The following is a 22,751-nucleotide window of genomic DNA, read 5'->3' as shown; positions in this document are numbered from 1 at the left end:
CATTCTACTGCCCGGGCCCGCCCCGGGCATCCGTGGATGTGATCCCGCTCACACCCGCGACCGGGAAGCCGGTATAGCCTTCCGTTTATTCTGTTCAATCGCCCGCCGGAACGCGGGCACGGAGTGACCATGAATACCCTGCGAATCACCGCTCTGCTGGCCCTGCTCGGCCTCGCCTCGGCAACGCCCGCCCAGGCCGACGACGACCTCTGGTTCGGCGTCCGCGCCGGTACCCTCGGCCTCGGCGTGGAAGCCACCTGGCGCCCGGTGCCGTATCTCGACCTGCGCGGCGGGCTGAACCGCTTCAGCTTCGACGACGACGGCTCCGAGGCCGGCATCAACTACGACGGCGAGTTCGACCTGAACACCTGGTACGCCACCCTGAACCTGCGTGCGCCGATGACGCCGTTCCGCCTGACCGCCGGCTATTTCTCGAACAGCAACGAGGTGAATCTCACCAGCCGCGATGGCAGCACAATCGAGATCGGCGGCACCGTCTATCCCGTCGATCAGGTCGGCACGCTGAGCGGCGCGGTCACCTTCGACAGCGGCGCACCCTATGCCGGCGTGGGCATGGACTTCCGCATCTTCGACACCGTCGGCCTGAGCCTGGATCTCGGCGTGCTGTTCCAGGGCGAGCCGCAGGTAGGCCTCGCGGCCAGCGGGCCGATCGCGGATGAACCCCTGTTTCAGGAGAGTCTGGAGACCGAACGCCAGGAGCTGCAGGCCGAGCTCGAGGACTACGACCTCTACCCGGTGGCCATGCTCGGCTTCCACTGGAACTTCTGATCGACGCGCCGCGGCGGCTTCATCAGAACGTCATCGATGCTCCCTAGCATGGACCGCCATGAAGGCTGTCAGCAGGGAGAGGGAACGATGACGGAGAGTCTTGCTCAAGACCGGCACGGCCCGGCCGCGACGGACGCGGTGGCCGACATGCCGCTCGACCGGCGCTCGGGGAACGGCGAAGGCTACGCGCTGCGCTTCCTCGGCATCGGCGGCGGTACCAGCCAGGGCAGCCCCATCGCGACGGTCGAACGGGGAGCGGAACCGCTCCTGATGATCGACTGCGGCCCCGGCGCCGTGGACGGCTATCGCGCGCAGTACGACGCGCTTCCGCACAGCGTCTATCTCACGCACACCCACATGGATCACGTGGGCGGCCTGGAGGAGCTGTTCCATGCGGCGGCGCCGCTGGTCACCGGCGGCAGGCTGCCGCCCGTGCGGCTGTTCGTGCCGGCCGCCATCGTGGCGCGGTTGCAGGAACGGGTGGTGGGTAACGCCTTCGTCCGGGCCGAGGGCGGAACGAATTTCTGGGACGCATTCCAGCTCGTCCCGGTCACCGGCGGCTTCTGGCTGGATTCGCTGTGGTTCCGGGTCTTCGAGGTGCGGCACATGCAGCCGCGGTTCTGCTACGGCGTCGCGCTGCCCGGGAGCTTCCTGTTCACGGGGGATACCCGGCCCATACCCGAGGTGCTGCGCGAGTACGCCACCGAGGGCGAGACCATCTTCCACGACTGCGCGGTCCGCGCGAATCCCGCCCACAGCGGCTTCGTCGATCTGCTGAACGAGTATCCGGGAGAGACGCTCGACCGCATCGTCGTCTATCACTACGGCTCGGTGGAGAACGGCCGCCGGCTCGAGAGCCACGGTTTCCGCATCGCGAAGCTCGGCCGGCGCCACGACCTGCCGGCGCCGCTGCAGGCGGGTGCTGCGGCGGCCCGACTGGCGTCCTGACCCCGGCGCAGACGAAAAAAAAGCCGGGCCCCTCGCGGGACCCGGCTTTCAAATAGCCGTCGTTGAAACGGCTGGGGGAACGACTCGGGCGCCTGGCCTGTCAGGCCGCCTTGCGCCCGCTGAGCCACTGCTCCAGATCGTCGGCACCGCCGATCAGCTCGCCGTCGACGAACACCTGCGGGAAGGTGGTCGCCTTGGCGACGGCGCGCAGCGTACGGTCCGTGTAGTCCCGGTTCAGCACCAGCTCTTCGTAGTCGATGCCGGCGTCGCGGAGCCGTGCCTTCGCCTCGGCGCAGAACGGGCAGCCCTTGCGTGACAGGATGGTCACGTCGTGGGGCTTCTCCGCGCTCGGCGCGACGTACTCCAACATGGTGTCGGCGTCGGAGACCTCGTAGGGGTCGCCGGGCTTCTCCGGCTCGACGAACAGCTTCTCGATCTTGCCGTCGCGCACCAGCATGGAATAACGCCAGGAACGCTTGCCGAAGCCGAGATCGTCCTTGTCGACCAGCAGGCCCATCTTCGAGGTGAACTCGCCGTTGCCGTCCGGCAGGAACCGGATGTTGTAGGCCTTCTGGGCTTCCTGCCACTCGTTCATCACGAACGCGTCGTTGACGGAGACGCAGATGATCTCGTCGACGCCGTGCTTCTTGAACGTATCGGCCAGCTGGTTGTAGCGCGGCACGTGCGACGATGAGCAGGTCGGCGTGAACGCGCCCGGCAGCGAGAAGACCACCACGGTCTTGCCGTCGAACAGTTCACTGGAGGTCTTGTTGACCCACTCGTGTCCCTCGCGCGTGCGGAATGTCGCGTCGGGTACTCTCTTGCCTTCCATCGATGTATCCATTGATTTACTCCTGGTTTCGGTTCGGGTCATGCCCCGTGTTTCGAATCGGTTTCTCGGTGCGCGCAGCCCGGCCAGGCGGGCCGCTGCGGTGCAGGTCAGGCCGCCTCGTCTTTCAGCAGGCTGCGCAGCATCCACGCGTTCTTCTCGTGAATCTGCATACGCTGGGTCAGCAGGTCCGCCGTGGGCTCGTCGTTGGCCTTGTCCACGACCGGGAACACCTGGCGCGCCGTGCGCACGACGGTCTCCTGGCCGAGCACCAGCTGGCGAATCATCTCCTCGGCGTCCGGGCTGCCCGTCTCCTCCTCGATGTCCGTCAGCTTCGCGAACTCGCTGTAGGATCCGGGAGCCTTGAAGCCCAGGGCGCGGATGCGCTCGGCGATCTCGTCGACGGCCTGAGCCAGCTCGGTGTAATGCTCCTCGAAGAGCGTGTGGAGCGTGGCGAACATCGGGCCCGTCACGTTCCAGTGATAGTTGTGCGTCTTGAGATACAGCGTGTAGCTGTCGGCGAGGAGCCGCGACAGCCCGTCTGCGATCTCCCTGCGGTCTTTCTCTTCGATTCCGATGTTGATGGTCATGATTCGTCCTCCTTCGATGTTCCCTATCATAAGGATTGCCATTGATAATGAAAATGGAATATTTTTATAATAGTGATCGATTTAGTGAATGCAACAGCCGGGACTCCGCTCAATGGCCATTAATCTTCCCAGCGTCAAGCAGTTACGTTACTTCGTGGCGCTCGCCGAACACGGCCACTTCGGCCGTGCCGCCGACGCCTGCCATGTCTCCCAGTCCGCGTTCAGCGTCGGCATCCAGGAACTGGAGGCAGCGCTGGACGTGCAGCTGGTCGACCGCACCAACCGGCAGGTCACCATCACCGCCATCGGCCGGGAGGTGGCGGAGCAGGCCCGCCTCTGTCTCAGAGATCTGGAGTCGCTCGTGCAAATAGCAAGGGTGGGCCAGAAGCCGCTGTCCGGCCCCCTGCGCCTCGGCGTCATCCCCACCATCTCACCGTTCCTGCTGCCCCGGGTGCTCCCCCTGGTGCGGCAGAGCTTTCCCGAGCTGAAGCTGTTCCTGGTGGAGGATCTCACGGAGAAGCTGCACCACAAGCTCCTGGCCGGTGACATCGACCTCATGCTGTTCGCCGTCCCCTACGAGCTGCGCAACGTGGAGACCGAGCCGCTGTTCCGGGACCGCTTCCTGCTGGCGGCGCATCGCGAGACGCGTCTCGTGGACCCGGAGAACTACCGCTACAACCGCCTGCACGCCGACAGCGTGCTGCTGCTCGAGGAAGGCCATTGCCTGCGGGAGCACGCCATAGACGCGTGCCGCATCCGCAGCTCCGAAAAGGTGAGCCGCTTCGCCGCCACCAGCCTGCTCACCCTGATCGAGATGGTGGACGCCGACCTCGGCATCACCTTCCTGCCGGAGATGGCCAGGGACTCGGCGCTGCTGAGCGCGACCGACGTCGGGCTCTGGCCCATGGGCGAGCGATCCTACCGCGAGATCGCCCTCGGCTGGCGCCGCGGCAGCGCCCGCGCGGACGAATTCCGCGAGCTGGGCACCTTCATCACCGACAACCGACAGCCCTGACGGCCGTCGCCCGCAACGCGGCGATCTCGCCCTTATGTCGAGTCGGGCCTCGCGGCGTCGCTCGGGTCACTAGAATCCGGGTCATAACAAGAACAACGAGGCGCAGGCATGAAGTCCCGGAACGACCCTGTCGGGGAGCGTGACTACTACCGCATCCTCCACGTCCAGCCCGACGCACCGCTGGAGGTGATCCGCTCCAGCTATCGCACGCTGATGCAGCGGATGCGCGCGCATCCCGATCTGGGCGGCGACAACCGCCGCGCGGCGGCTCTGAACGAGGCCTGGTCGGTGCTGCGGCACCCGGAGAAGCGGGCGTCCTACGACGCTGCCCGCTCGGCCGCCCGCGCCTCTCCCCGGCCTTCCCGGCGGGAACCGCGGCCGACCGAAGCGTGCCTGTTCTGCGGCACGGAGCGCGCCCATGCCGGCGCGCCGGACGCGGGCGAGCGCTGCGGCGAGTGCGCCAGCCCGCTCGCACCGGCCGACCGCAGTCGCCTGGAGACCCGGGGTCAGCGGGCCATCGCCCGCATCCGCCGCTCGCAGCCGATCACCTTCCTCGCGACCTGGCCGCAGCACTTCCCCATGACGGGACGCATGCAGGACGTCTCCCTGCACGGGCTGAAATTCGTCACCCGGCAGGCCCTGTCAGCCGGCCAGATCATCCGCCTCGACAGCGACATCTGCCGGGCGATCGCCCGCGTGGTGGCCGCGCAGCCTTCGGTGGAATCGGGTGGCCGGCAGTGGCTGGTGCGGGCGGAGTTCCTCACGCTCGATCTCGAGCGCACGGTCGGGGCTTTCGTCTGCGAGACCGCCTGAGGCCTCAGACGCAGACCGTCACGAAGCCGAGAGCCAGCCAGAGCACCGCGGCCCGCCGCGCGATCGCGAGCAGGGTGTCGCCGAGCCGGCGGGTGAGTCCCCCGATGGCGAGGTCGTGCACCCGGGTGTCGATCTGCTCCCGGTGCAGCTCGTACGCCGCATCGGAGGAATCCAGATAGCCCTCCGGCAGGAGCACCAGCCCGTCCCCGCTGAATTCCTCTTCCTCGACGGAAGGCGATACGACCCGCTCAGCCATGGAAAAATTCTAGCGCAGGCAGCCGCTTAGCGCCGTGAGCCCGATCACAGAAGCGCTCTCCCCGAGCGACAGGCCGCTGGACACGCTCCCCGCGAAGCGCGACAGTCGGGGCCATGGAGAGCAACGACCTCCGCTGCTGGCGCTGCGGCGCCCCGCTCGCCAGGCTCACCCTGCCCCTGTCACGGCTGGACGAGTGCCCGGAGTGCAGCATCCCGCTGCACGTGTGCCGCATGTGCGTCCATTTCGATCCCACGGTTGCCCGCCAGTGCCGGGAGGACGACGCCGAGGAGGTCAAGGAGAAGGAGCGGCCGAATTTCTGCGACTACTTCCGGCCCTCGGCCACGGCCTTCGAATCGAGCGCCATCGACGCCGAGCGGCGCGCGCAGCAGGAACTCGACAGCCTGTTCGGCGGCGCGCCGGAGCCGGGCCCCGGCGAGGACGGCGGAGACGATCCCCTGGCCGACGCCGAGTCGCTGTTCCGCAAGGAGTAGAGCGCGCGGCGCTGGCGACGGAAATCCGTCGCCGCCCTCACCGGCGCTTGCGCCGCTTCCGCTTTCCCTTGCCGGGCGCGTTGCGGCCCGGCTCGTCCGTGCCGCCCCACTTCTCGCGGTGCGCGGCAGCCGCCTGGGACTGCACCGAAGCGTGCCGGTTGGACAGCAGCAGCGAATCGGGCGAGCACACCCGGGCCTTGATCAGGCCCAGATCGGCGGCTGCGTCGAACAGGCTCGGATACCACCGCTCCCACTTGGGCAGTAATGCTTCCACCTGTTCCCTGAGGCTCGCACTCATTGCAGCCATCCTCCTCGATCGTCCCCCGAATCTATCCCAACGCTCCCGCCAGAGGAAGGGCGGGCGTCGCGGCGCCGGGCATTGCAAGGGCGTACATGAAAAAGGGCCGCATCGCTGCGGCCCTCCGTGAGTGGGGTGTCGTCAACCCCCGGGTATCTTCCGTACCCTGGGCCTCACTGCGACAGCGAAGGCTGCTCCACTGTCACGGCGAAATCCCGGGGCTGGAACGACACTGCCAATTTCTCACTAGACATTGGATCACCTCCTTTCGGTTATGGGCCGAGCCGACAGCATCCAATAATTGCCGGCGAATTCCAAGCGCTGCCGCGAAAAACGCGGACCCGGTCACGAACGGCAATTAGACAGAGCCTAGTCCTTGCTCATGTCCAGCTTCGTGAACTTGGCGCCCTCGAGCGTCAGGTTGTACATCAGGCCCTTGCTGCCGAAAACGAAGCCGACCACCGGATCCTTGATGTTCGCCGTATCGATCGTCTTGCCGGCCCCCAGGTCGATCAGCGCCACCGAGCCGTCCACGCCCACCTTGAAGCCGGCGCTGCTGCGGAACTTCTTCAGCGCCTCCTGCGTCATGAAGGCGATAACGATGCTCTTGGCCTGCGCGCCGAACTGGAAGCCGATGGAACCGGCCGCCGTGGAGTAGTAGTCGACCGTCTCGCCGCCGACCCTGAGCGCGCCCTTGCCGTATTCGCCGCCGATGCCGATGCCGGCCTTGACCACCCGCGGAAACACCAGCACGCCGGCGGCGTTGCTCAGGAAGACGTCCGCGCCGTCGACTTCGGACTTGAAGCTGGCCAGCGCCTCGTCGACGTCGGCATCGATCTCCGCTGCGTCGTCGGCCAGCGCGGGCTGCGCGAAACAAAGGGCTGCCAGCAGGATGGCAGGGAATAAATTCGGGGTCTTCATGGCCGGGACTCCTCGGGAAGAAAGCGCCGGAATTCTAGCAGCATCCGGTGAATCGAGGCTGAACGCCCCCCGGCGGCGGCATCCCGGCCTGTGAAGCGATTCTCAGAATTTCCGGCGTCCTGGCGGGCATAATCCCGACACTATGCGCAGAAACCGCGCGGAGTACGGTATGGCACAGGGATCGGACAAGCCCGGCAAAGGCGACACCGTCAGGCTCGCACGGCCCGGCGGCAAGGTGGGGCTCGACGAGCGCGGCCACTCGGTGTGGGTGGGCGACGTCAAGACCGGGCGCTTCGAGCTGATGAACACGCAGACGGTCGAAGCACTGATCCAACAGGGAGACCCGAATCTGCGCGAGGAGATGGACCGTCTCGCGGGCGACGGCGCGGAGGGCGTGGTGGCCAGGGAGAAAGACACGGGCCACTTCCGCATCCTGGAAACCGAGAGCCTCGAGGCGATGATGAACCGCCCCGTCGCGGGACGCGAATCGGTGGCGGTCGGCGGCCGCAACATAGACGAGCTCGAGCCCGAGCCCGACGAGGCCGATGAGTTGCAGCTGGTCAGCACCCAGATGCTGCGCCAGATCCTCGGCAAGGACGTGACCGAAGCGGACGACGCCGACGACGATGCGCCGGAGGCGGCCTTCTTCAACCCCTACGACAGCACGCCGAAAAAGAAATAGATCGGCCGTTCCGTCGGGCTGTTCCGTCGGCCCGTTTCATCGGCCTGTAATACGAGCCCGCTAGTATCAATCCCGGTTCGGGGACTCACCCAGACCCGTTCCAGGCTGCGGACCCCCCACCCGACACCCGCAGCCGACCGTCCGGCACGCGACAGGATGCCGCAACGGATACCACGGAGGTACCCGGCCGGACGACTCCCCCCAGACCGGTGTACCGGCGGCCGCAACGGCCGCCGGTCTCACCGGCACCCTCAGTCCGTCAGGTCCTCGTCGCTGAGCCGGTGGCCCCAGTCCCGCTTCGCCGCCAGATAGCGGCGGTTCCAGTCGCCCACGCCGGTCACGTGCTTGACCGCGTCGATGTCCGTCAGGCCGTGCTCGGCCAGGTCGGCAACCTTCTTCGGGTTGTTGGTCAGCAGGCGGAACGGCCGCTTGCCGAGGAAATGCTGCAGCAGCGCAGCCGCGTCGCTGAAGTCCCTGGAATCGTCGGGCAGACCGAGGGACCGGTTGGCCTGGTAGGTATCCTCCCCGGCGTCCTGCAGGATGTAGGTGACCGCCTTGGCCCAGAGCCCGATGCCGCGGCCCTCGTGGCCGGCCATGTAGATGAGGATCCCGCCCGCGGGGTCGGCATGAATGCGGTGCATGGCCGCGACGAACTGGGGCCCGCATTCGCAGCGCTGGGAGCCGAAGACGTCACCGGTGAGACAGCTCGAGTGCACGCGGACGAGCGGCCGGTCCGCCGTCTCCGGCGCACCGATCAGGAGCACGCTGTTGACCGCCATGGAAGAGGCGAGCGTGGCGAACAGCCGCTGGCCACCCTGTTCCCTGAGCTCCCGGGCGAGGTCCTCCACCTTGGACAGCTCGGTATGGCGTACCGCCGCGTACCAGCGCACCTCCATGCGCAGCCCGGCGACGTCCAGCGGCAGCGGTATGGGCCCGAGCAGGTTGATGGCCGGCTCGCCCGGCGGCGGCGGATTGGCCGCGTCGATGACCCGTCCGTAGCGGTCGATGCGGATCAGACGGCCCTGCTCGATCAGCCGGCCGCGGATCGTGGGATCGATGTACGTGAACATGGGCGAAGGATAGCACCGCCGGCCGTCAGCTCTCCGGCCGCTCGCGGCGGAGATAGCAGCGCTCGCCCCGGTAGCACAGCAACAGCGGAGGCCGTCCGGGATCCGCGAGGCACGGACGAACCTCGGCGAGCATGGCCTCGGTCACGTCGATGAGACCGGCGGTCACGCTCCCCTCCGGATCCACCCAGCGCAGGTCCAGCAATTCGCCGTCGCCGCCGAGGGTGCCGCGGAGATACCGGGCATCCACCATGAAGAAGCGGGCGTGGTAGCGCCACGGACTGTAGGCCGGCGTGATGGCCCGCCCGACGTAGCGCAGGCGGTGCAGCGGCGGCGCCAGGCCCAGCGCCCGGAAGATGTCCCAGCCGCCGGCACCCGGACCCACGTCTCCGGGCACGCCCAGCACCAGGCCGGTCTCCTCGGCCGTCTCGCGCACGGCCGCCATGGCGAGCGCCCGGGCATGCGCCGGCGAGCGGAACGCTCCCCACTCCCCGGCTGCGAGGTCGGAAGCCGGGCTCGCCCGCCGGTCGTCCGGCTCGAGCCGGCCGCCGGGGAAGACGTAGACGCCCGGCGTGAACCGTGCCTCGCGGCGGCGCCGGCCCATGAGCACTTCCACGCCGCGGCCGCGCCGACGGTAGACCAGCAGGCTCGCCGCGTCCTGCGGGCGTACGGGAGATCGACGGGTCGGTGTCATGCGACCGGTCTCACTCCAGCGTCGGCAGCGCCTCCAGCGCCAGCACGTAGTAGCTGACGATGCCCACCACCGTATGCGTCTCGTCGATCACGGGCGCGTGGCCGATGCCCACACTCTCGAACAGGCGCGCGCAATAGCGGATGTCCATCTCCGGCCGCACCGAGATGACCGGTTTCGCCATGATCTCGTAGACGTTGACGCGTTCCGGCGCCCGGTCCTGGCCGATCACGTGCTTGGCGATGTCCGAGAAGAGCAGCATGCCGTATTCGTCGCGCTCGTGGCGCCGCTTGACGATCAGGCAGGTGGCCTGCACCTGCTTCATGGTCCTCAGCGCGTCCAGCACGGTCATGCTGCCGTCGATCTCCGTGACCTCGCGATGCATCACCTCGCTGACGGGCACCCATTTTCTTTCAGCCATGATCACTCCTCTCTGTTCGTCGGCAGCAGAACGGATTCCATCCCCTCACAACTGCTCCTCCACTACCTCGGTCAGCTTCTGTGCCTGACTCGTAACGCCCACGGCGTCCTCGACGTCGATCTGGATGGCGATACCCGTCCCGGGCTTCTCGTCGAACTCGCCCACCTCGCCAATGTGCTCCAGGATGTGGCGGCTGAGATGCTGTTCCACCAGCATCATGACCACGTCCCGCTGGGTGGAGAGCGTGAGACCCAGGAAGGTCTTCTTTTCCTTGGAGCCTTCGCCCCTCGCGTTGTTGACGACGGTGCAGCCGGTGGCGCCGGCCTCCCGGGCCGCCTCCATGATGGCGTCGGTCTTGTCGTCCTCGACGAAGGCGATGATGAGTTTAAAGTGCATTGCCGTTCTCCTTATCCCGTTTCGCGACGGTCCCGCCGTCGCGCGACCTTTGTTCGTGCTTGGATTGACTGCGGCCCCGGAGCTCCGACAGCTGGGCATACGCCAGGACACAGATGATGGGGAACATGCAGGCGAAGGCCACAAGGCCGAACCCGTCCAGCAGGGGACTGCGGCCGGGTACGGATTCGGCGAGGCCGAGGCCCAGCGCCGTAATCAGCGGAACCGTCACCGTGGAGGTCGTGACGCCGCCGGAGTCGTAGGCGAGCGGCACGATCGCGCGCGGCGAGAAATACGTCTGCACCATCAGGATGACGTAGCAGGCGATGATGTAGTAATGCAGCGGCGTGCCGGTCACGATGCGCAGACAGCCGAGTGACACGCCGATGGCGACGCCGAGGGCGACCGCCACCCTGAGCCCCCAGGGATGGATGGCTCCGCCCGAGACGTCCCGCGCCTTCAGGGCCACCACCAGCAGCGCCGGCTCGGCCAGCGTGGTACTGAAGCCGAGGCAGAAGGCGAAGGCGTAGACCCAGAGATAGTCGGCCCACTGCACGCCGGCGAGGGTGTCCCCGGCCGTGCCGATGAATTCCGGGGAGGTCAGCTGCTGCGCCATCAGCCGGCCGAGCGGGAACAGGGCCTGCTCCAGCCCGATGAGAAAGCAGCCGAGGCCGATGACCACGAGTACGAACCCGACCACGATTCGGTTCCGGTCGGGCATCCGGCCGCCGATGACGAACCACTGGAACAGGAACAGGAACAGGGCGATGGGCGCCACGTCCAGCGCCGTGCCGCCGAGTATCGCCAGGCTGCCGGCGATCATATCCACTTCAGCATTATCCCGTAGCCCATCACGAAGATGATGGGCGTCAGCGAGGCGAAGGCGATCAGCCCGAAGCCGTCCAGCATGGGGTTGCGCCCCTCCAGCGACGAGGCCAGGCCGACGCCCAGCGCCGCCACCAGCGGCACCGTGACGGTGGAAGTGGTGACGGCGCCGGAATCGTAGGCGATGCCGACGATCTCGGCGGGCGCGAAGATCGTGGCGATCACCACGATGACGTAGCCGCCGATGATCATGGCCGGCAGCGGCCAGCCGGTGATGATGCGCATGACCCCGAGGACCAGCGCGACACCGACCGCCAGCGCGACGGTCATCCTGAGCCCGGTGGCGTAGCGTGTCTCCGATTCGGGTGTCGCCTCGATGGCGCCCGCCAGCGCGGCCACCTCGCCGGCCTCGGCCGCCACCGCGATCAGCGCCGGCTCGGCCACCGTCGTGCCGAAGCCGAGCGCGAAGGCGAATACGATCAGCCAGAAGACACTGCCCTTGCGCGCCAGCGCGTGGGCGAGATTCTCGCCCACCGGGAAGAGCGCCAGCTTGAGCCCGTAGATGAACAGCGTGAGGCCGATGACCACCAGGAGGACGCCACCGGCGAGCGGCGCGAGCGTTGCCGCCGGCTGACGCAGCACCAGCAGCTCGAACACCGCGATGACCACGACGATGGGAGTCAGGTCGCGCAGACTGTCGCGGAGATCGCGCCCGAGCGCGCGCAGGACATCAAACATGGCGCTGTGCGTTCTCTCCCCGTTTGTCGGCCGTGTCGACCCGCCTCAGTGGTCCAGGGCGTCGGCCTCGTTGCGGATGAACTTGTACAGGCTCTCGTAGGAGGACTGCACCGACGGACCGAAGACCGGATCGTGGGACTGGTCGGTCTGCCCCGGCAGCGCATCCCAGTCCTCGTCGGCGAGCAGCTCGTCGGCCAGCGTGAAGAGCGCCGCCTCTTCCCAGCGCATGTGATCCCTCAGCTTGCGCACGTAGTCCGCGGCGGCCGCCGCCAGCTCGTCCCGCCGCACCACGGAGCCGGCCTCCACCGCGTCCAGCGCCTCGCGCAGTTCGATGCCGACGCGGCCCAGCTCGTCGTGCTCCTCGAGGATGCCCTCGATACCGCTCAGCATGTCCGGCGCCACGACCTTCAGCCGATGGTAGATGCGGTCCTCCCGCGGATGGTGCACGGAATCGGGGTACGACGTCATGTAGCGCATGATGTCGTGCGCCAGCTCGTAGTCGGGTTCGAGGCCGTCGGCGATCCGCCGCGTCTCCTTCTCCAGCAACTGCAGGAGAACGGCGATATTGCGATGGTCGTCCCGCAGCTGGGCGAGGACCGTGGAAACTGGTGTCGGCATAGTTCGTTCCTGACGCATCTTCCCGGACATGCGCGCGCAGCCGGGCCGGCGGAGCCCTTCCCGCCCGAAACCCATCCTGCGGAGGGCGGCAGGCACAGCCTATTCGGGAATACCACTACCGCCCTGCCGGCGCAACCGCCGGCTTGTGATAACGTCTGGTGCCGACGGGGGCAAAGCCGCGGAGACTCGCTGTGGGATGGATCACAATGCCGGAGGCCTGGATCGCACTGGCCTCGCTGACGGTGCTCGAGATCGTGCTCGGCATCGACAACATCATCTTCATCTCGGTGCTGGTGGGCCGGCTGCCCGCCGAGCAGCGCCAGCGCGCCCGCATCCTCGGGCTGGGGCTGGCCATGGGCATGCGTATCGTGCTCCTGCTGCTGATTACCTGGATCATGCAGCTTTCGGCGGACCTGTTCGAGGTGCTGGGCACCGCCATCTCCGGCCGCGACCTGATCCTGATCGGCGGCGGACTGTTCCTGCTGGCGAAATCGACTCTGGAGATCCACCACTCGGTGGAGGGCGTGGACGCCGACGATAAGCAGGTAAAGGCGGCGACCTTCGGCGGCGTGCTCGCGCAGATCGCGCTCATCGACATGGTCTTCTCACTCGACTCGGTGATCACCGCCGTCGGCATGGCCGACCACCTGGCGGTGATGGTCATCGCCGTGGTCATTGCAGTGGGCGTGATGATGTTCGCGGCCGGCGCCATCGGCCGCTTCGTCGACGAGCATCCCACGGTCAAGATGCTGGCGCTCTCTTTCCTGGTGCTGATCGGCACGGCGCTGATCGCCGAGGGCATCGACCTGCACATCCCGAAGGGCTACATCTACTTCGCCATGGCCTTCTCGGTGGGCGTCGAGATGCTGAACCTGAAGGTCAGGAAGAACCGCCGGCCGGTGGCCCTGCGCAAGCGAGTGCCGAAGGAAGAGGAATTCCTCGAACAGGAAGGCTGAAACGAAAAAAGGCCGGGCTGTCAGGCCCGGCCTCTTCCCGTCAGATACGTTGCGGTATCAGAACTTGTAGCCCACGTTGATGCCGTACACCCAGGGGTCGATCTCGACCGTGCCCAGATCCAGCGTGCCGACGGGGTCGACCGTCAGCTCGGCATCCGTCTCGATGTTGATCCAGCGCACGTCGAAGTTGATCGTCCAGTTCTCGTTCAGGATGAAGTCGGCGCCCACCTGAGCGGCGAGACCGAACGACGTGTCGAGGTCGAGATCCGCGCCCGTCACGTCGAGACCCGGATTGAGGGCTTCGACGGTATCGATCAGGGCCTGATCGACGTCTTCGCTGAAGAAGATCGTCATGTTCAGGCCGAGCCCGACGTAAGGCTGGAATGCGCCGTCCGGCAGGAAGTGATACTGCAGCGAGAAGGTCGGCGGCAGGTGATCCGTTTCGGCGATCTTGCCGATGCCCTTGATCTCGATGTCATGGTTGAACGGTGCCGCGGCGAGGACTTCCAGCCCCCAGTTCGGCGTGAAGAAATAGGTGCCGTTGAAGGTCAGCGTCGTGCCGGAGTCGACCTCGATCGTGACCGGCGTCGTGCCTTCACCTGCCGGCACGGCCGTGTCCAGGTTGTCCGACTTCGGGTCGACCGAGGTCACGCCCACGCGGAACAGCCAATCGCCTGCCTCGTAGGCTTGTGCCGGCCCTGCGATGAGCAGAGACGTACCGACGCAGACAGCCAGAATTCTTAATGAAGATCCCTTCATCATGAGTCTCCTTGGCCTGATGCAGCGGTCGCAAGCAACCAGACCGCCAATGAATGTTCACGCGACCGTCACTATTGTCCGCCGGCCACTGCGATCGGGGTATACGGATTGTCCTGAGACGAGCCTCGAAAATTACTTATTGCGCTGCAGCATCCCCTCATTGCGCTGCCGGCGTCAGTTCGGAATCGGCGGTGCCGCACGCGCCGGCCCCTGCTAAGCTCCCGCCGATGAGCGGCGAGGCCAAGAGCTCCTTCCAGGCACTGAAGCGCCTGCTGCACTACGCGCGGGGCTACCGCCGGCGCATCTGGCTGGCCACCGCCTGCTCCGTGCTGAACAAGCTGTTCGACGTGATGCCGGAGATCCTGATCGGCATCGCCATCGACGTGGTGGTGCGCCAGGAGGACTCCTTCGTGGCCGCGCTCGGCATCATCGAACCCCGCTCCCAGATGCTGCTGCTCGGCGGGCTGACACTCGTCATCTGGATGAGCGAGTCGCTGTTCGAGTACCTGTATCTGATCCTGTGGCGGAATCTGGCCCAGGATCTGCAGCACGGCATGCGCATCGACGCCTACCGGCACGTCCAGGACCTGGACCTAGCCTATTTCGAGGATCAGAGCACGGGCAACCTGGTGGCCATCCTGAACGACGACGTGAACCAGCTGGAGCGCTTCCTGAACGGCGGCGCCAATAACCTCATCCAGGTGGCGACCACGCTGGTGGCCGTGGGCACGGTGTTCTTCGTGGTCTCGCCGCTGATCGCGGTGGTGGCGTTCACGCCCATCCCTGTCATCGTCGTCGGCGCCTTCTACTTCCAGCGCCGCGCGCAGCCACTCTACGCCGAGGTCCGCGAGCGGGTCGGCGGGCTGGGCTCGCGCCTCGCGGCCAACATCTCCGGGATAGCCACCATCAAGAGCTTCGCCACCGAGCGGCTCGAGGCCGAGCGGGTGCGCGCGGACAGCAACGCCTATGTGTCGGCGAACCGCCGCGCCATCGCCGTGAGCTCGGCCTTCATCCCGGTGATCCGCATGGCCATCCTGGCCGGTTTTCTGGCCACCTTCCTGATCGGCGGCTGGATGACCCTGTCCGGCGCCCTCGCCGTGGGCGCCTATGGCGTACTCGTGTTCCTCACCCAGCGGCTGCTGTGGCCGCTGACCAGCCTGGCGGAGACGGTGGACCTGTACGAGCGGGCCATGGCGTCGTCACGCCGGATACTGGATCTGATCGAGGCGCCCGTCGGCATCCGCGATGCCCCGGAAGCCGAGGCGCTCGGCGCGGTGGAAGGCCGCATCACCTTCGAGCACGTGTGGTTCGCCTACGCCGACGGCGAACCGGTGCTCAGGGACATCGACTTCGACATCGCGCCGACCGAGACCGTGGCCTTCGTAGGCCAGACCGGCGCCGGCAAGAGCTCGCTGATCAAGCTGATGCTGCGCTTCTACGAGCCCGGTCAGGGCGAGATCCTGCTGGATGGGCGGCCGATCCGCGATTTCACCCTGGAGAGCCTGCGCCGGCGCATCGGGCTGGTAAGCCAGGATGTGTTCCTGTTCCAGGGCACGGTGCGGGACAACATCGCCTACGGCGCGCCGGAGGCGAGCGAGGCGGCAATCGTCGAGGCGGCCCGGGCGGCCGAGGCCATGGAGTTCATCGAGCGCCTGCCACGGGGTCTGGACACCGTCGTGGGCGAGCGCGGGCAGAAACTCTCCGGCGGCCAGCGCCAGCGCCTGTCACTGGCCCGGGCGCTGGTGAAGGACCCGCCGGTGCTCATCCTGGACGAGGCGACTTCCGCGGTGGACAACGAGACCGAGGCGGCCATCCAGCGTTCGCTCGCCACCATCTCGCACTCGCGCACGACCGTGGTCATCGCCCATCGGCTCTCCACCATCGTGCACGCGGACCGTATCATCGTGCTCGAGCGGGGCCGCATCGCCGAGACCGGCGATCACGGCTCCCTGTTGGCCCGGGGCGGCATCTATGCCAGCCTCTGGGCGGTACAGACCGGACAGGAGGCAGCCGCCCCCGCCGGCCCGATGACCTGACGGAGACGGAATAAGGCATGGAACTCCTGGACCGGATACGCGAACGCCAGCAGGCGCTGACCGCCTGGCGCCATCACATCCACGCACACCCGGAACTCGCCTACGAGGAGAAGGCCACCAGCGACTTCGTGGCGGAGAAACTGGCGGCTTTCGGCCTGGAGGTGCACCGCGGCCTCGGGGTGACCGGCGTGGTGGGCACACTCCGCGCCGGCAACTCCGACCGTGCCATCGGCCTCAGGGCCGACATGGACGCGCTGCCCATCCAGGAGCTGAACGAGTTCGAGCACCGCTCCCGCCACCCGGGCCTGATGCACGCCTGCGGCCACGACGGCCACACCACCATGCTGCTCGGCGCGGCGGAGCACCTGGCCGCCAATCCGGACTTCGACGGGGTGGTGCACTTCATCTTCCAGCCCGCCGAGGAAGGCCGGGCCGGCGCAAAGGCGATGATCGAAGACGGCCTGTTCGATCTGTTCCCGGTGGAATCGGTCTACGGCATGCACAACTGGCCCGGGCTGCCGGTGGGCGAGTTCGCGGTGCGCGTCGGCCCCCAGATGGCCGCCTCGGACAAGTTCGAGATCACCGTGCGCGGCCGCGGCGGCCATGCCGCCATGCCCCACCAGACCATCGACCCGGTGGTGACCGCCGCCCACATCATCACCGCGCTGCAGTCGCTGGCCAGCCGTAACACGGAGCCGACCGATTCGGTGGTGGTCTCGGTCACCGTGCTGCGGGGCGGCGAGACCTTCAACGTCATCCCCGACGAGGTGGTGCTGAAGGGCACCGCGCGCACGCTCACACCGGAGTCACGCGACCGGATCGAACGGGACATCGCGCGGGTGGCCGCCGGCGTGGCGGCAGGCTTCGGCGCCACGGCCGAGACGACCTACCACCGCACCTACCCGCCCACGGTGAACACGCCGGACGAGGCGGAGATCGCCGCACGGGCGGCGGCGGCCGTGGCCGGCGCCGGCAACGTGCACCGCGACCTGCCGCCCACCATGGGCGGCGAGGACTTTGCGTTCATGCTCGAGGAGAAGCCCGGCTGTTATCTGTGGCTCGGCAACGGCCCCGGCGAGGGCGGCTGCATGCTGCACAACGCCCGTTACGACTTCAACGACGAGGCGCTGCCGATCGGCGTCGCCTACTGGGTCAGCCTGGTGGGCGAACTGCTCGGCCGCGCCGAGCGCGCGCCCCGGGCCGCCTGAACTCTCAGCCTGCCTCTTGCGCCGCCCGGGCCTTGCCGGTGCGCTGGCGATTGTAGCCCTTCAGCCGGCGCGTCGCCGCACGGAACGAGTCGTTCACCGCCACGTACGGGTCCTCGTGGGCGTGGTTGTCTTCCTGGGCATGGCTCACGACGATCTCGCGCCCCGGCACGTTGATGTCCACGACGACGTGATAGATCCGCCCCTTGTTCTGGTGCCGGTGCGGCGCCTCCACGGTCACCCGGCACGAGATGATGTCCGAGCACACCTGCTCGAGCTTCTCTGCCTGTTCACGGATGACGGTCTCCAGCGCCGGGGAGCGCGGGATGTCCTTGAAGCGGACTTCGACGGGTATCTGCATTAGGCGACTCCTCTCTGGATGCCTTTTCCGGTGCCTTTTCCGGATGCCTGTTTCGACTATGCGGCGGGCTCCCCCGGAGCAGCCATCAGTGGAATCCACGATCGATGCTGCCGCCGACGGCGGAGGATATTGGCTGGAGTGCCTCGTCCGGTGGGCACCCCTCCTCCGCGTATCCCGCCCGTGCCTGCCTGTGGGTCGATACTAGCAGCGGCGGTGCCCTCGCGCCCGCTGCAAAGCAGCACGGTACGCCGGCTTTCTGCACCCGCCGCAAGACCCGGTTACAGGCGCCAGGGGTCGTGATATTATTGACATGCGGATTGTCTTGAAGACAATTATTTTGTCAGGAGGCCTGACATGCAGAAACACTTCGACGACCTGTTCCACGAGGTACGGCTGCTCTTCACCACGCTGATCCACACCGGAGAACAGCTGCACGAAGACTCCGAGATGACCCAGCCCCGCCGTGCGGTGCTCGAGCACCTGCTGCGCGAGGGCCCGTCGACCGTGCCGGCCATCGCCCGGGCGCGGCGGGTATCGCGCCAGCACATCCAGGCGCTCGTCAATCCGCTGCTGCACGAGGGCCTGGTCGAGCGGGTGGAGAATCCCGCTCACCGGCGCTCGAAGCTGGTGCGGCTGACGGCGGCGGGGCAGAAGGTGATCGAGGACATCCGCAGCCGCGAGGCCCATCAGCTCGACCAGGCGGGCATCGGCGTGTCCGACGACCAGCTGCGCGGCGCGACGGAGGTGCTGCGCCACGTCCGCGAGGCGCTGGAGGCCTGAGCCGGCCCGCCGCGGACGCTACGGCAACAGGCTCCCCGAAGCGCCGGGATCGAGCCCGGCGGGCACGTCGAAGTCGCTGTCCAGTGCCCGCAACACGGCCGCGTCGCGCTCGTAGACGTCCGGGTAGAAGCCGAACTCGCCGTCGGAGCCCATGCCGGCCGTCCAGTACAGGATCATGACGGGGACCGGACGCGGCAGGAAGACGGTGCGCGTGAGCCCGGTCGCCGCCGCGGCATCGATCTCCGCAGGCCCCCAGTCCGGATCCCCGTCCAGCAGCAGCGCCGCCAGTTCCAGCGGCCGCTCCACGCGGATGCAGCCGGAGCTGAAGCTGCGATCGGCGCTCCGGAACAGCTCCCTGCCCGGTGTGTCGTGCAGATAGACGTTGTACGGATTGGGCAGGATGAACTTCACCCGCCCGAGGGCGTTGCCGGGACCCGGGGGCTGCACCAGCTGATAGGGCAAAGCTCCATTCCGGTAGCGGGACCAGTCGACCTCCTGCGGCGCAACGACGCTGCCGTCGGCCGCCACCACGTGCAGATTTCGCCGGGTCACGGCGGCCGGTTCCGCGATGGCCTCCGGGATGATGTCGTTCTCCAGTATCACCGGGGGCACCGTCCAGGTGGGGTTGAAGACGAGATAGACGATCCTGGAGCGGAACACGGGGGTGCGCCGGTAGGGCTGCCCCACCACCACCCGCGTCTCCCAGTGGATTGCGTCGCCGCGCATGAGGAAGGCGCGGAAGCCGGCGATGTTCACCAAAAGGTAGTCACGCTCCGGGCGCTCCAGCACCCAGCGGGCCCGATCCAGGTTCACGCGAATCTGGTCGATGCGCGCGGCGACCGGGAGGTTCATCGCCGCCAGCGTGCGGGCGCCGACGACCCCGTCCGGCTCCAGCCCGTAGCGACGCTGGAAGGCGGCCACGGCGGCTTCGACCACGTCGTCGTACTGCCAGGGATCCGGCGCCGCCGGCAGCGGGATCTCCGCAGCCAGCCGTGAGCGGACCGCGGCCACCCGCGGATCCCGCATGCCGGGCTTCAGCGCCGGCCCGGCCGGGATCGCCTGCCAGCCGCCCGAGGCGGCGATGTCCCGGTAGCGGGCCAGAGCCGCCACCAGTTGCCGGTACGGCGCTCCCCGCTCGAGACTGAAGAACCCGGCCAGGGACTCCGCCGCCAGCGCCGCTTGCAGCGTGGCCACCGGGTCGCCTTCCTCGGTGTCCGGGTGAAAATTCCAGTGAGGATCGAGGCGCGAGGGCTCCACCTTCCCGTAGACGAGGTGATGGGCGAGTCGCGCCAGGGCGTCGGTCATGAGCAGATCCCGGTCCGCCCTGCCGTAGGGGTCCCCGTCGGCGCCCATGTCGTCGACATGGCGCTCCAGGACGGCGAGATGATAATCGCCGGGGTTCAGTCCCTGCTCCGCGCTCGCGCGCACCAGCGCCAGCAACTCGCGGCGGCGCTCCGCCTCGGACCATAACGGCCGGAAGCGCCGGGCGGCGTAGAGATCCGGAAGCAGCGTGCGGGCCGCCAGCGGCTCCCCCTCGAGCACATGCAGGGTATCCGCCTCGATCTGCTCCAGCCGCTGGCGCAGCCGCTCCCGGACGGCCTGCTCCGCGGAGCCGTGCAGTTCCTGATCCCATGGCGAGGCCGCAGCCCCCGCAGCGGCACCGGTCAGCAGCAGAGCCAGCAGCAGGACCGGCAGTCGGGCCTGCGGAATGGGGTGGTTGATCGGGGCGCCGTGGTAGGACACGCCACTATTCTAAACCGGGACCGGCGACACGGAACGGGAACCGCAGGGAGCTCAACCTGTCGATATTCTTTCCAGTCTGCGTCCTCGTCGTCCATAATCGCCCATCGGAGTCGATCGTGTGCGAACGGAGTCTGCTGGCAGTACTGGCACGACAACGGGTTACGACAACGGGTTGCGACGATGGGACCCGACAATGGGAGAGAACATGGCAGGAGACACCCCGGACGATAGTCATTGCGCTTCGCGGCGCCGGTTTCTGGCGGGCGCCGCGGCAGGGGCCGCGATGCTGGCGCCCTGGAGCCGCGCGGCGGCCGCACTGGAGACCCGCAGCCTCGCCTTCTCGCACAACCACACCGGCGAGAGGCTGAAGGCCGTCTATTTCGAGGGCGGCGAATACGTCCCCGACGCGCTGGCCGAGATCAACCATCTGCTGCGCGATTTCCGTACCGGCGAAGTATGGGAGATGGACGTCACACTGCTGGACACCCTGGCCGACCTGCGGTCCCTGACCGGCAGCACCGCCGAGTTCCAGATCATCTCCGGCTACCGCTCGCCCCAGACCAACGCCATGCTGCGCAGCGCAAGCTCGGGCGTGGCGAAGCGCAGCCTGCACATGCAGGGTCGCGCCATCGACGTCCGCCTCTCCGGCTACGACACCGCGAAGCTGCGCAAGGCCGCGATGAGCCTGCGCCGGGGCGGTGTCGGCTATTACGCCCGCTCGGACTTCCTCCACGTGGATACCGGCCGCGTGCGGAGCTGGTAGGACGATGCGCGCGACGCTGCTGGCGACGGCGCTCCTGGTTCTCCAGGCCGGCTGCGCGGAGCGGCCCGCCGGGGAGGCCGGGGAAGCCGCCGGCGTCGAACCCGCGGACATCGTTTTCACCGGCGGCATCATCCATACCGCGGACGAAGAACGCAGCCGTGCCGAGGCGGTGGCCGTCCGCGGCGACACCATCGTCGCGGTGGGCGGCGCCGGCGAAGTGAGCGCCTGGATCGGCGCCGACACCCGCGTGGTCGACCTGGCCGGCCGCGTGGTCCTGCCCGGCCTGCACGACGCCCACATGCACCCGATCACCGGCGGCGAGATGCTGCTCGGCTGCTCGTTGTTCGGACTCACGACCCCGGACGCCATCCTCGCGAAAGTCGCGGAATGCGTGGCGGAGAGCGACGACGAATGGGTGATCGGCGAGAACTTCGACCTGGCCGCCTTCCCCGGCGGCAATCCCCACAAGTCGCTGCTGGACGAGATCGCGCCCGATCGCTACGTCTACCTGCGCGGCACCGACGGCCACAACGATCTGGCCAACTCGAAGGTCCTCGAGCTGGCGGGCATCACCGCGGAGACGCCGGACCCGCCCAAGGGCGTCATCGAGCGCGACCCCGAGACCGGCGAGCCGACCGGCATGCTGCGCGAGACCGCGCGGGCGCCGGTGGAGGCGCTGCTGCCGCAGACCACGTTCGAGGACCGGGTGGCGGCACTCGAGGCGACGCTGGCGGAGACGGCGCGCTACGGCATCACCTCCCTCGTCGACGCCTGGACGGGCGTGCCCGACTGGGAGGTGTATCGGGCAGTGGCCGAATCAGACGGGCTCGACGCCCGGGTGAAGGCCTCGCTCACCTACGGCGTCAATGCCAAACACCAGGGCGAGGCATGGGAAGCCGCGCTGGCCCGGCGCGACGAGTTCGCCGGCGAGCGCTTCAGCGTCAGCGCGGTGAAGTTCTTCGTCGACGGCGTGCTGGAGGGCGAGACCGCCGCCCTGGTCGAGCCCTACACCGGCATGCGCGAGCACCGCGGTGTGCTGAATTTCGAGAGCGACGAGCTGAAAGATGCGGTCACCCGCTTCGATGCGATGGGTCTGCAGATCCACATGCACGCCATCGGCGACCTCGCCGTACGCGAGGGGCTGGACGCCATCGAGGCCGCGCGCAAGGCGAACGGCGACACCGGCAACCGGCATCACATCACGCACCTGCAGCTGGTCCACCCCGACGACATCCCCCGCTTCGCCGAGCTCGGCGTCGCCGCCAGTTTCCAGGCGCTGTGGGCGTATCCGGACGCGTGGATCATGGAGATCAACCTGCCTGTCGTGGGCCCGGAGCGCGTGGAGCGCATGTATCCCATCGGCAGCATCCACCGCGCCGGCGGCACGATCGTCGGCTCCAGCGACTGGGCCGTGTCGTCGATGAACCCGCTGGAGGCCATCGAGACGGCCATCACCCGGCAGGATGCCTCCGGCCAAGTCGACGGCACGCTGAACGCCGACGAAGCCGTGGATCTCGCGACGATGCTCGACGCCTACACCCGCAACGCGGCGCGGCTGCTCGGCCACGACGACATCACCGGCTCCATCGAGACCGGCAAGCGGGCGGATATCGTGGTGCTCGACCGCAACATCTTCGCCATCCCGGCCGGGGAGCTGAGCGAGGTCCGGGTGGACATGACGCTGCTCGACGGCGGCATCGTCTACGAGCGCGATGAAAAGGCCGACGCAGGCGCACCGGCGGAGACCGACACCTGAATACAAG

At 67.8% G+C, this 22,751-nt stretch carries 27 protein-coding genes; 12 read left to right on the top strand and 15 right to left on the bottom strand.

The window, feature by feature from the left end; genetic code table 11:
* Positions 1-129 precede the first annotated feature (129 nt).
* Together ACJMK0_RS05970 and ACJMK0_RS05965 are read left to right on the top strand one after the other, a co-directional pair.
* Positions 130-789 carry a hypothetical protein gene (locus ACJMK0_RS05970; RefSeq protein WP_405236449.1) on the top strand — a complete coding sequence of 220 codons (660 nt, stop codon included), beginning with the start codon at positions 130-132 and terminating at the stop codon, positions 787-789.
* A gap of 87 nt (positions 790-876) precedes the next feature.
* Entirely contained in the window at positions 877-1,737 is an 861-nt protein-coding gene (locus tag ACJMK0_RS05965) for an MBL fold metallo-hydrolase (RefSeq protein ID WP_405236447.1), read from the top strand.
* 100 nt (positions 1,738-1,837) lie between these two features.
* Here the strand turns inward: ACJMK0_RS05965 and ACJMK0_RS05960 are convergent, their stop codons facing one another.
* Both ACJMK0_RS05960 and ACJMK0_RS05955 read right to left on the bottom strand, forming a co-directional pair.
* Positions 1,838-2,581, bottom strand: coding sequence for a glutathione peroxidase (locus ACJMK0_RS05960; protein WP_405236445.1), 744 nt, complete (start codon positions 2,579-2,581; stop codon positions 1,838-1,840).
* 95 nt (positions 2,582-2,676) lie between these two features.
* The gene (locus ACJMK0_RS05955) at positions 2,677-3,156 is read right to left on the bottom strand and encodes a Dps family protein (RefSeq protein WP_405236444.1); all 480 of its coding nucleotides are present in this window, start codon (positions 3,154-3,156) and stop codon (positions 2,677-2,679) included.
* Between the two features lie 112 nt (positions 3,157-3,268).
* Between ACJMK0_RS05955 and ACJMK0_RS05950 the strand changes: the two genes are divergently transcribed.
* Entirely contained in the window at positions 3,269-4,171 is a 903-nt protein-coding gene (locus ACJMK0_RS05950; protein ID WP_405236442.1) for a hydrogen peroxide-inducible genes activator, read from the top strand.
* 108 nt (positions 4,172-4,279) lie between these two features.
* Positions 4,280-4,984 (top strand): J domain-containing protein, encoded by a 705-nt coding sequence (locus tag ACJMK0_RS05945; protein WP_405236440.1) that lies wholly within the window; start codon positions 4,280-4,282, stop codon positions 4,982-4,984.
* A 4-nt stretch (positions 4,985-4,988) separates the two neighbouring features.
* Here ACJMK0_RS05945 and ACJMK0_RS05940 read toward each other — a convergent pair whose 3' ends face one another.
* On the bottom strand, positions 4,989-5,240 hold the full coding sequence (locus ACJMK0_RS05940; RefSeq protein WP_405236438.1) for a hypothetical protein: 252 nt from the start codon (positions 5,238-5,240) through the stop codon (positions 4,989-4,991).
* A gap of 113 nt (positions 5,241-5,353) precedes the next feature.
* On the opposite strand from ACJMK0_RS05940, the gene ACJMK0_RS05935 reads away from it, so the two are divergent.
* Positions 5,354-5,731 (top strand): hypothetical protein, encoded by a 378-nt coding sequence (locus tag ACJMK0_RS05935; protein ID WP_405236436.1) that lies wholly within the window; start codon positions 5,354-5,356, stop codon positions 5,729-5,731.
* Positions 5,732-5,768: 37 nt separating this feature from the next.
* Here ACJMK0_RS05935 and ACJMK0_RS05930 read toward each other — a convergent pair whose 3' ends face one another.
* Complete coding sequence (locus ACJMK0_RS05930) at positions 5,769-6,029, bottom strand: hypothetical protein (RefSeq protein ID WP_405228324.1); 261 nt, start codon at positions 6,027-6,029, stop codon at positions 5,769-5,771.
* 369 nt (positions 6,030-6,398) lie between these two features.
* Positions 6,399-6,950, bottom strand: coding sequence for a lipid-binding SYLF domain-containing protein (locus ACJMK0_RS05925; protein WP_405236434.1), 552 nt, complete (start codon positions 6,948-6,950; stop codon positions 6,399-6,401).
* A gap of 169 nt (positions 6,951-7,119) precedes the next feature.
* On the opposite strand from ACJMK0_RS05925, the gene ACJMK0_RS05920 reads away from it, so the two are divergent.
* Positions 7,120-7,632, top strand: coding sequence for a hypothetical protein (locus tag ACJMK0_RS05920; RefSeq protein WP_405236432.1), 513 nt, complete (start codon positions 7,120-7,122; stop codon positions 7,630-7,632).
* Positions 7,633-7,883: 251 nt separating this feature from the next.
* Here the strand turns inward: ACJMK0_RS05920 and ACJMK0_RS05915 are convergent, their stop codons facing one another.
* The 7 genes from ACJMK0_RS05915 to ACJMK0_RS05885 are packed head-to-tail and all read right to left on the bottom strand — an operon-like array spanning position 7,884 to position 12,385.
* On the bottom strand, positions 7,884-8,702 hold the full coding sequence (locus ACJMK0_RS05915; protein WP_405236430.1) for a GTP cyclohydrolase II: 819 nt from the start codon (positions 8,700-8,702) through the stop codon (positions 7,884-7,886).
* A 25-nt stretch (positions 8,703-8,727) separates the two neighbouring features.
* Positions 8,728-9,393 carry an NUDIX domain-containing protein gene (locus ACJMK0_RS05910; RefSeq protein ID WP_405236428.1) on the bottom strand — a complete coding sequence of 222 codons (666 nt, stop codon included), beginning with the start codon at positions 9,391-9,393 and terminating at the stop codon, positions 8,728-8,730.
* 10 nt (positions 9,394-9,403) lie between these two features.
* The gene (locus ACJMK0_RS05905) at positions 9,404-9,811 is read right to left on the bottom strand and encodes a CBS domain-containing protein (protein WP_405236426.1); all 408 of its coding nucleotides are present in this window, start codon (positions 9,809-9,811) and stop codon (positions 9,404-9,406) included.
* A 45-nt stretch (positions 9,812-9,856) separates the two neighbouring features.
* The gene (locus tag ACJMK0_RS05900) at positions 9,857-10,207 is read right to left on the bottom strand and encodes a P-II family nitrogen regulator (RefSeq protein WP_405228311.1); all 351 of its coding nucleotides are present in this window, start codon (positions 10,205-10,207) and stop codon (positions 9,857-9,859) included.
* Complete coding sequence (locus ACJMK0_RS05895; RefSeq protein ID WP_405236424.1) at positions 10,197-11,033, bottom strand: DUF1538 domain-containing protein; 837 nt, start codon at positions 11,031-11,033, stop codon at positions 10,197-10,199. Before ACJMK0_RS05895 ends, ACJMK0_RS05900 begins: the two co-directional genes overlap by 11 nt.
* A complete protein-coding gene (locus ACJMK0_RS05890) occupies positions 11,024-11,767 on the bottom strand; it encodes a DUF1538 family protein (RefSeq protein ID WP_405236422.1) in 744 nt (247 codons plus the stop codon). Before ACJMK0_RS05890 ends, ACJMK0_RS05895 begins: the two co-directional genes overlap by 10 nt.
* Before the next feature lie 45 nt (positions 11,768-11,812).
* A complete protein-coding gene (locus ACJMK0_RS05885; protein WP_405236420.1) occupies positions 11,813-12,385 on the bottom strand; it encodes a hemerythrin domain-containing protein in 573 nt (190 codons plus the stop codon).
* 206 nt (positions 12,386-12,591) lie between these two features.
* On the opposite strand from ACJMK0_RS05885, the gene ACJMK0_RS05880 reads away from it, so the two are divergent.
* A complete protein-coding gene (locus ACJMK0_RS05880) occupies positions 12,592-13,341 on the top strand; it encodes a TerC family protein (RefSeq protein WP_405237904.1) in 750 nt (249 codons plus the stop codon).
* Positions 13,342-13,398: 57 nt separating this feature from the next.
* Here ACJMK0_RS05880 and ACJMK0_RS05875 read toward each other — a convergent pair whose 3' ends face one another.
* Positions 13,399-14,103 carry an OmpW/AlkL family protein gene (locus ACJMK0_RS05875; RefSeq protein ID WP_405236418.1) on the bottom strand — a complete coding sequence of 235 codons (705 nt, stop codon included), beginning with the start codon at positions 14,101-14,103 and terminating at the stop codon, positions 13,399-13,401.
* A 224-nt stretch (positions 14,104-14,327) separates the two neighbouring features.
* On the opposite strand from ACJMK0_RS05875, the gene ACJMK0_RS05870 reads away from it, so the two are divergent.
* Together ACJMK0_RS05870 and ACJMK0_RS05865 are read left to right on the top strand one after the other, a co-directional pair.
* Positions 14,328-16,136, top strand: a complete 1,809-nt coding sequence (locus tag ACJMK0_RS05870; protein WP_405236416.1) for an ABC transporter ATP-binding protein — start codon at positions 14,328-14,330, stop codon at positions 16,134-16,136.
* A 17-nt stretch (positions 16,137-16,153) separates the two neighbouring features.
* The gene (locus tag ACJMK0_RS05865; RefSeq protein ID WP_405236414.1) at positions 16,154-17,344 is read left to right on the top strand and encodes a M20 aminoacylase family protein; all 1,191 of its coding nucleotides are present in this window, start codon (positions 16,154-16,156) and stop codon (positions 17,342-17,344) included.
* Between the two features lie 4 nt (positions 17,345-17,348).
* Here ACJMK0_RS05865 and ACJMK0_RS05860 read toward each other — a convergent pair whose 3' ends face one another.
* Complete coding sequence (locus ACJMK0_RS05860) at positions 17,349-17,702, bottom strand: HPF/RaiA family ribosome-associated protein (protein ID WP_405236412.1); 354 nt, start codon at positions 17,700-17,702, stop codon at positions 17,349-17,351.
* 354 nt (positions 17,703-18,056) lie between these two features.
* Between ACJMK0_RS05860 and ACJMK0_RS05855 the strand changes: the two genes are divergently transcribed.
* Positions 18,057-18,482, top strand: coding sequence for a MarR family winged helix-turn-helix transcriptional regulator (locus ACJMK0_RS05855; protein WP_405236410.1), 426 nt, complete (start codon positions 18,057-18,059; stop codon positions 18,480-18,482).
* 18 nt (positions 18,483-18,500) lie between these two features.
* On the opposite strand, the gene ACJMK0_RS05850 is transcribed toward ACJMK0_RS05855, so the two are convergent.
* Positions 18,501-20,225: a L,D-transpeptidase family protein gene (locus tag ACJMK0_RS05850; RefSeq protein WP_405236408.1), complete on the bottom strand. Its 1,725-nt coding sequence runs from the start codon at positions 20,223-20,225 to the stop codon at positions 18,501-18,503.
* 205 nt (positions 20,226-20,430) lie between these two features.
* On the opposite strand from ACJMK0_RS05850, the gene ACJMK0_RS05845 reads away from it, so the two are divergent.
* Positions 20,431-20,988, top strand: coding sequence for a DUF882 domain-containing protein (locus ACJMK0_RS05845; RefSeq protein WP_405236407.1), 558 nt, complete (start codon positions 20,431-20,433; stop codon positions 20,986-20,988).
* Between the two features lie 4 nt (positions 20,989-20,992).
* Positions 20,993-22,744, top strand: a complete 1,752-nt coding sequence (locus ACJMK0_RS05840) for an amidohydrolase (protein ID WP_405236405.1) — start codon at positions 20,993-20,995, stop codon at positions 22,742-22,744.
* Positions 22,745-22,751 lie beyond the last annotated feature (7 nt).

This window comes from Lentisalinibacter orientalis (assembly GCF_040706535.1).
In the GTDB taxonomy this organism is placed as follows: Bacteria; Pseudomonadota; Gammaproteobacteria; order Steroidobacterales; family Woeseiaceae; genus Lentisalinibacter; species Lentisalinibacter orientalis.
Note: the sequence above shows the minus strand (reverse complement) of the source record. Positions and strands in the feature narration are given on the sequence as shown.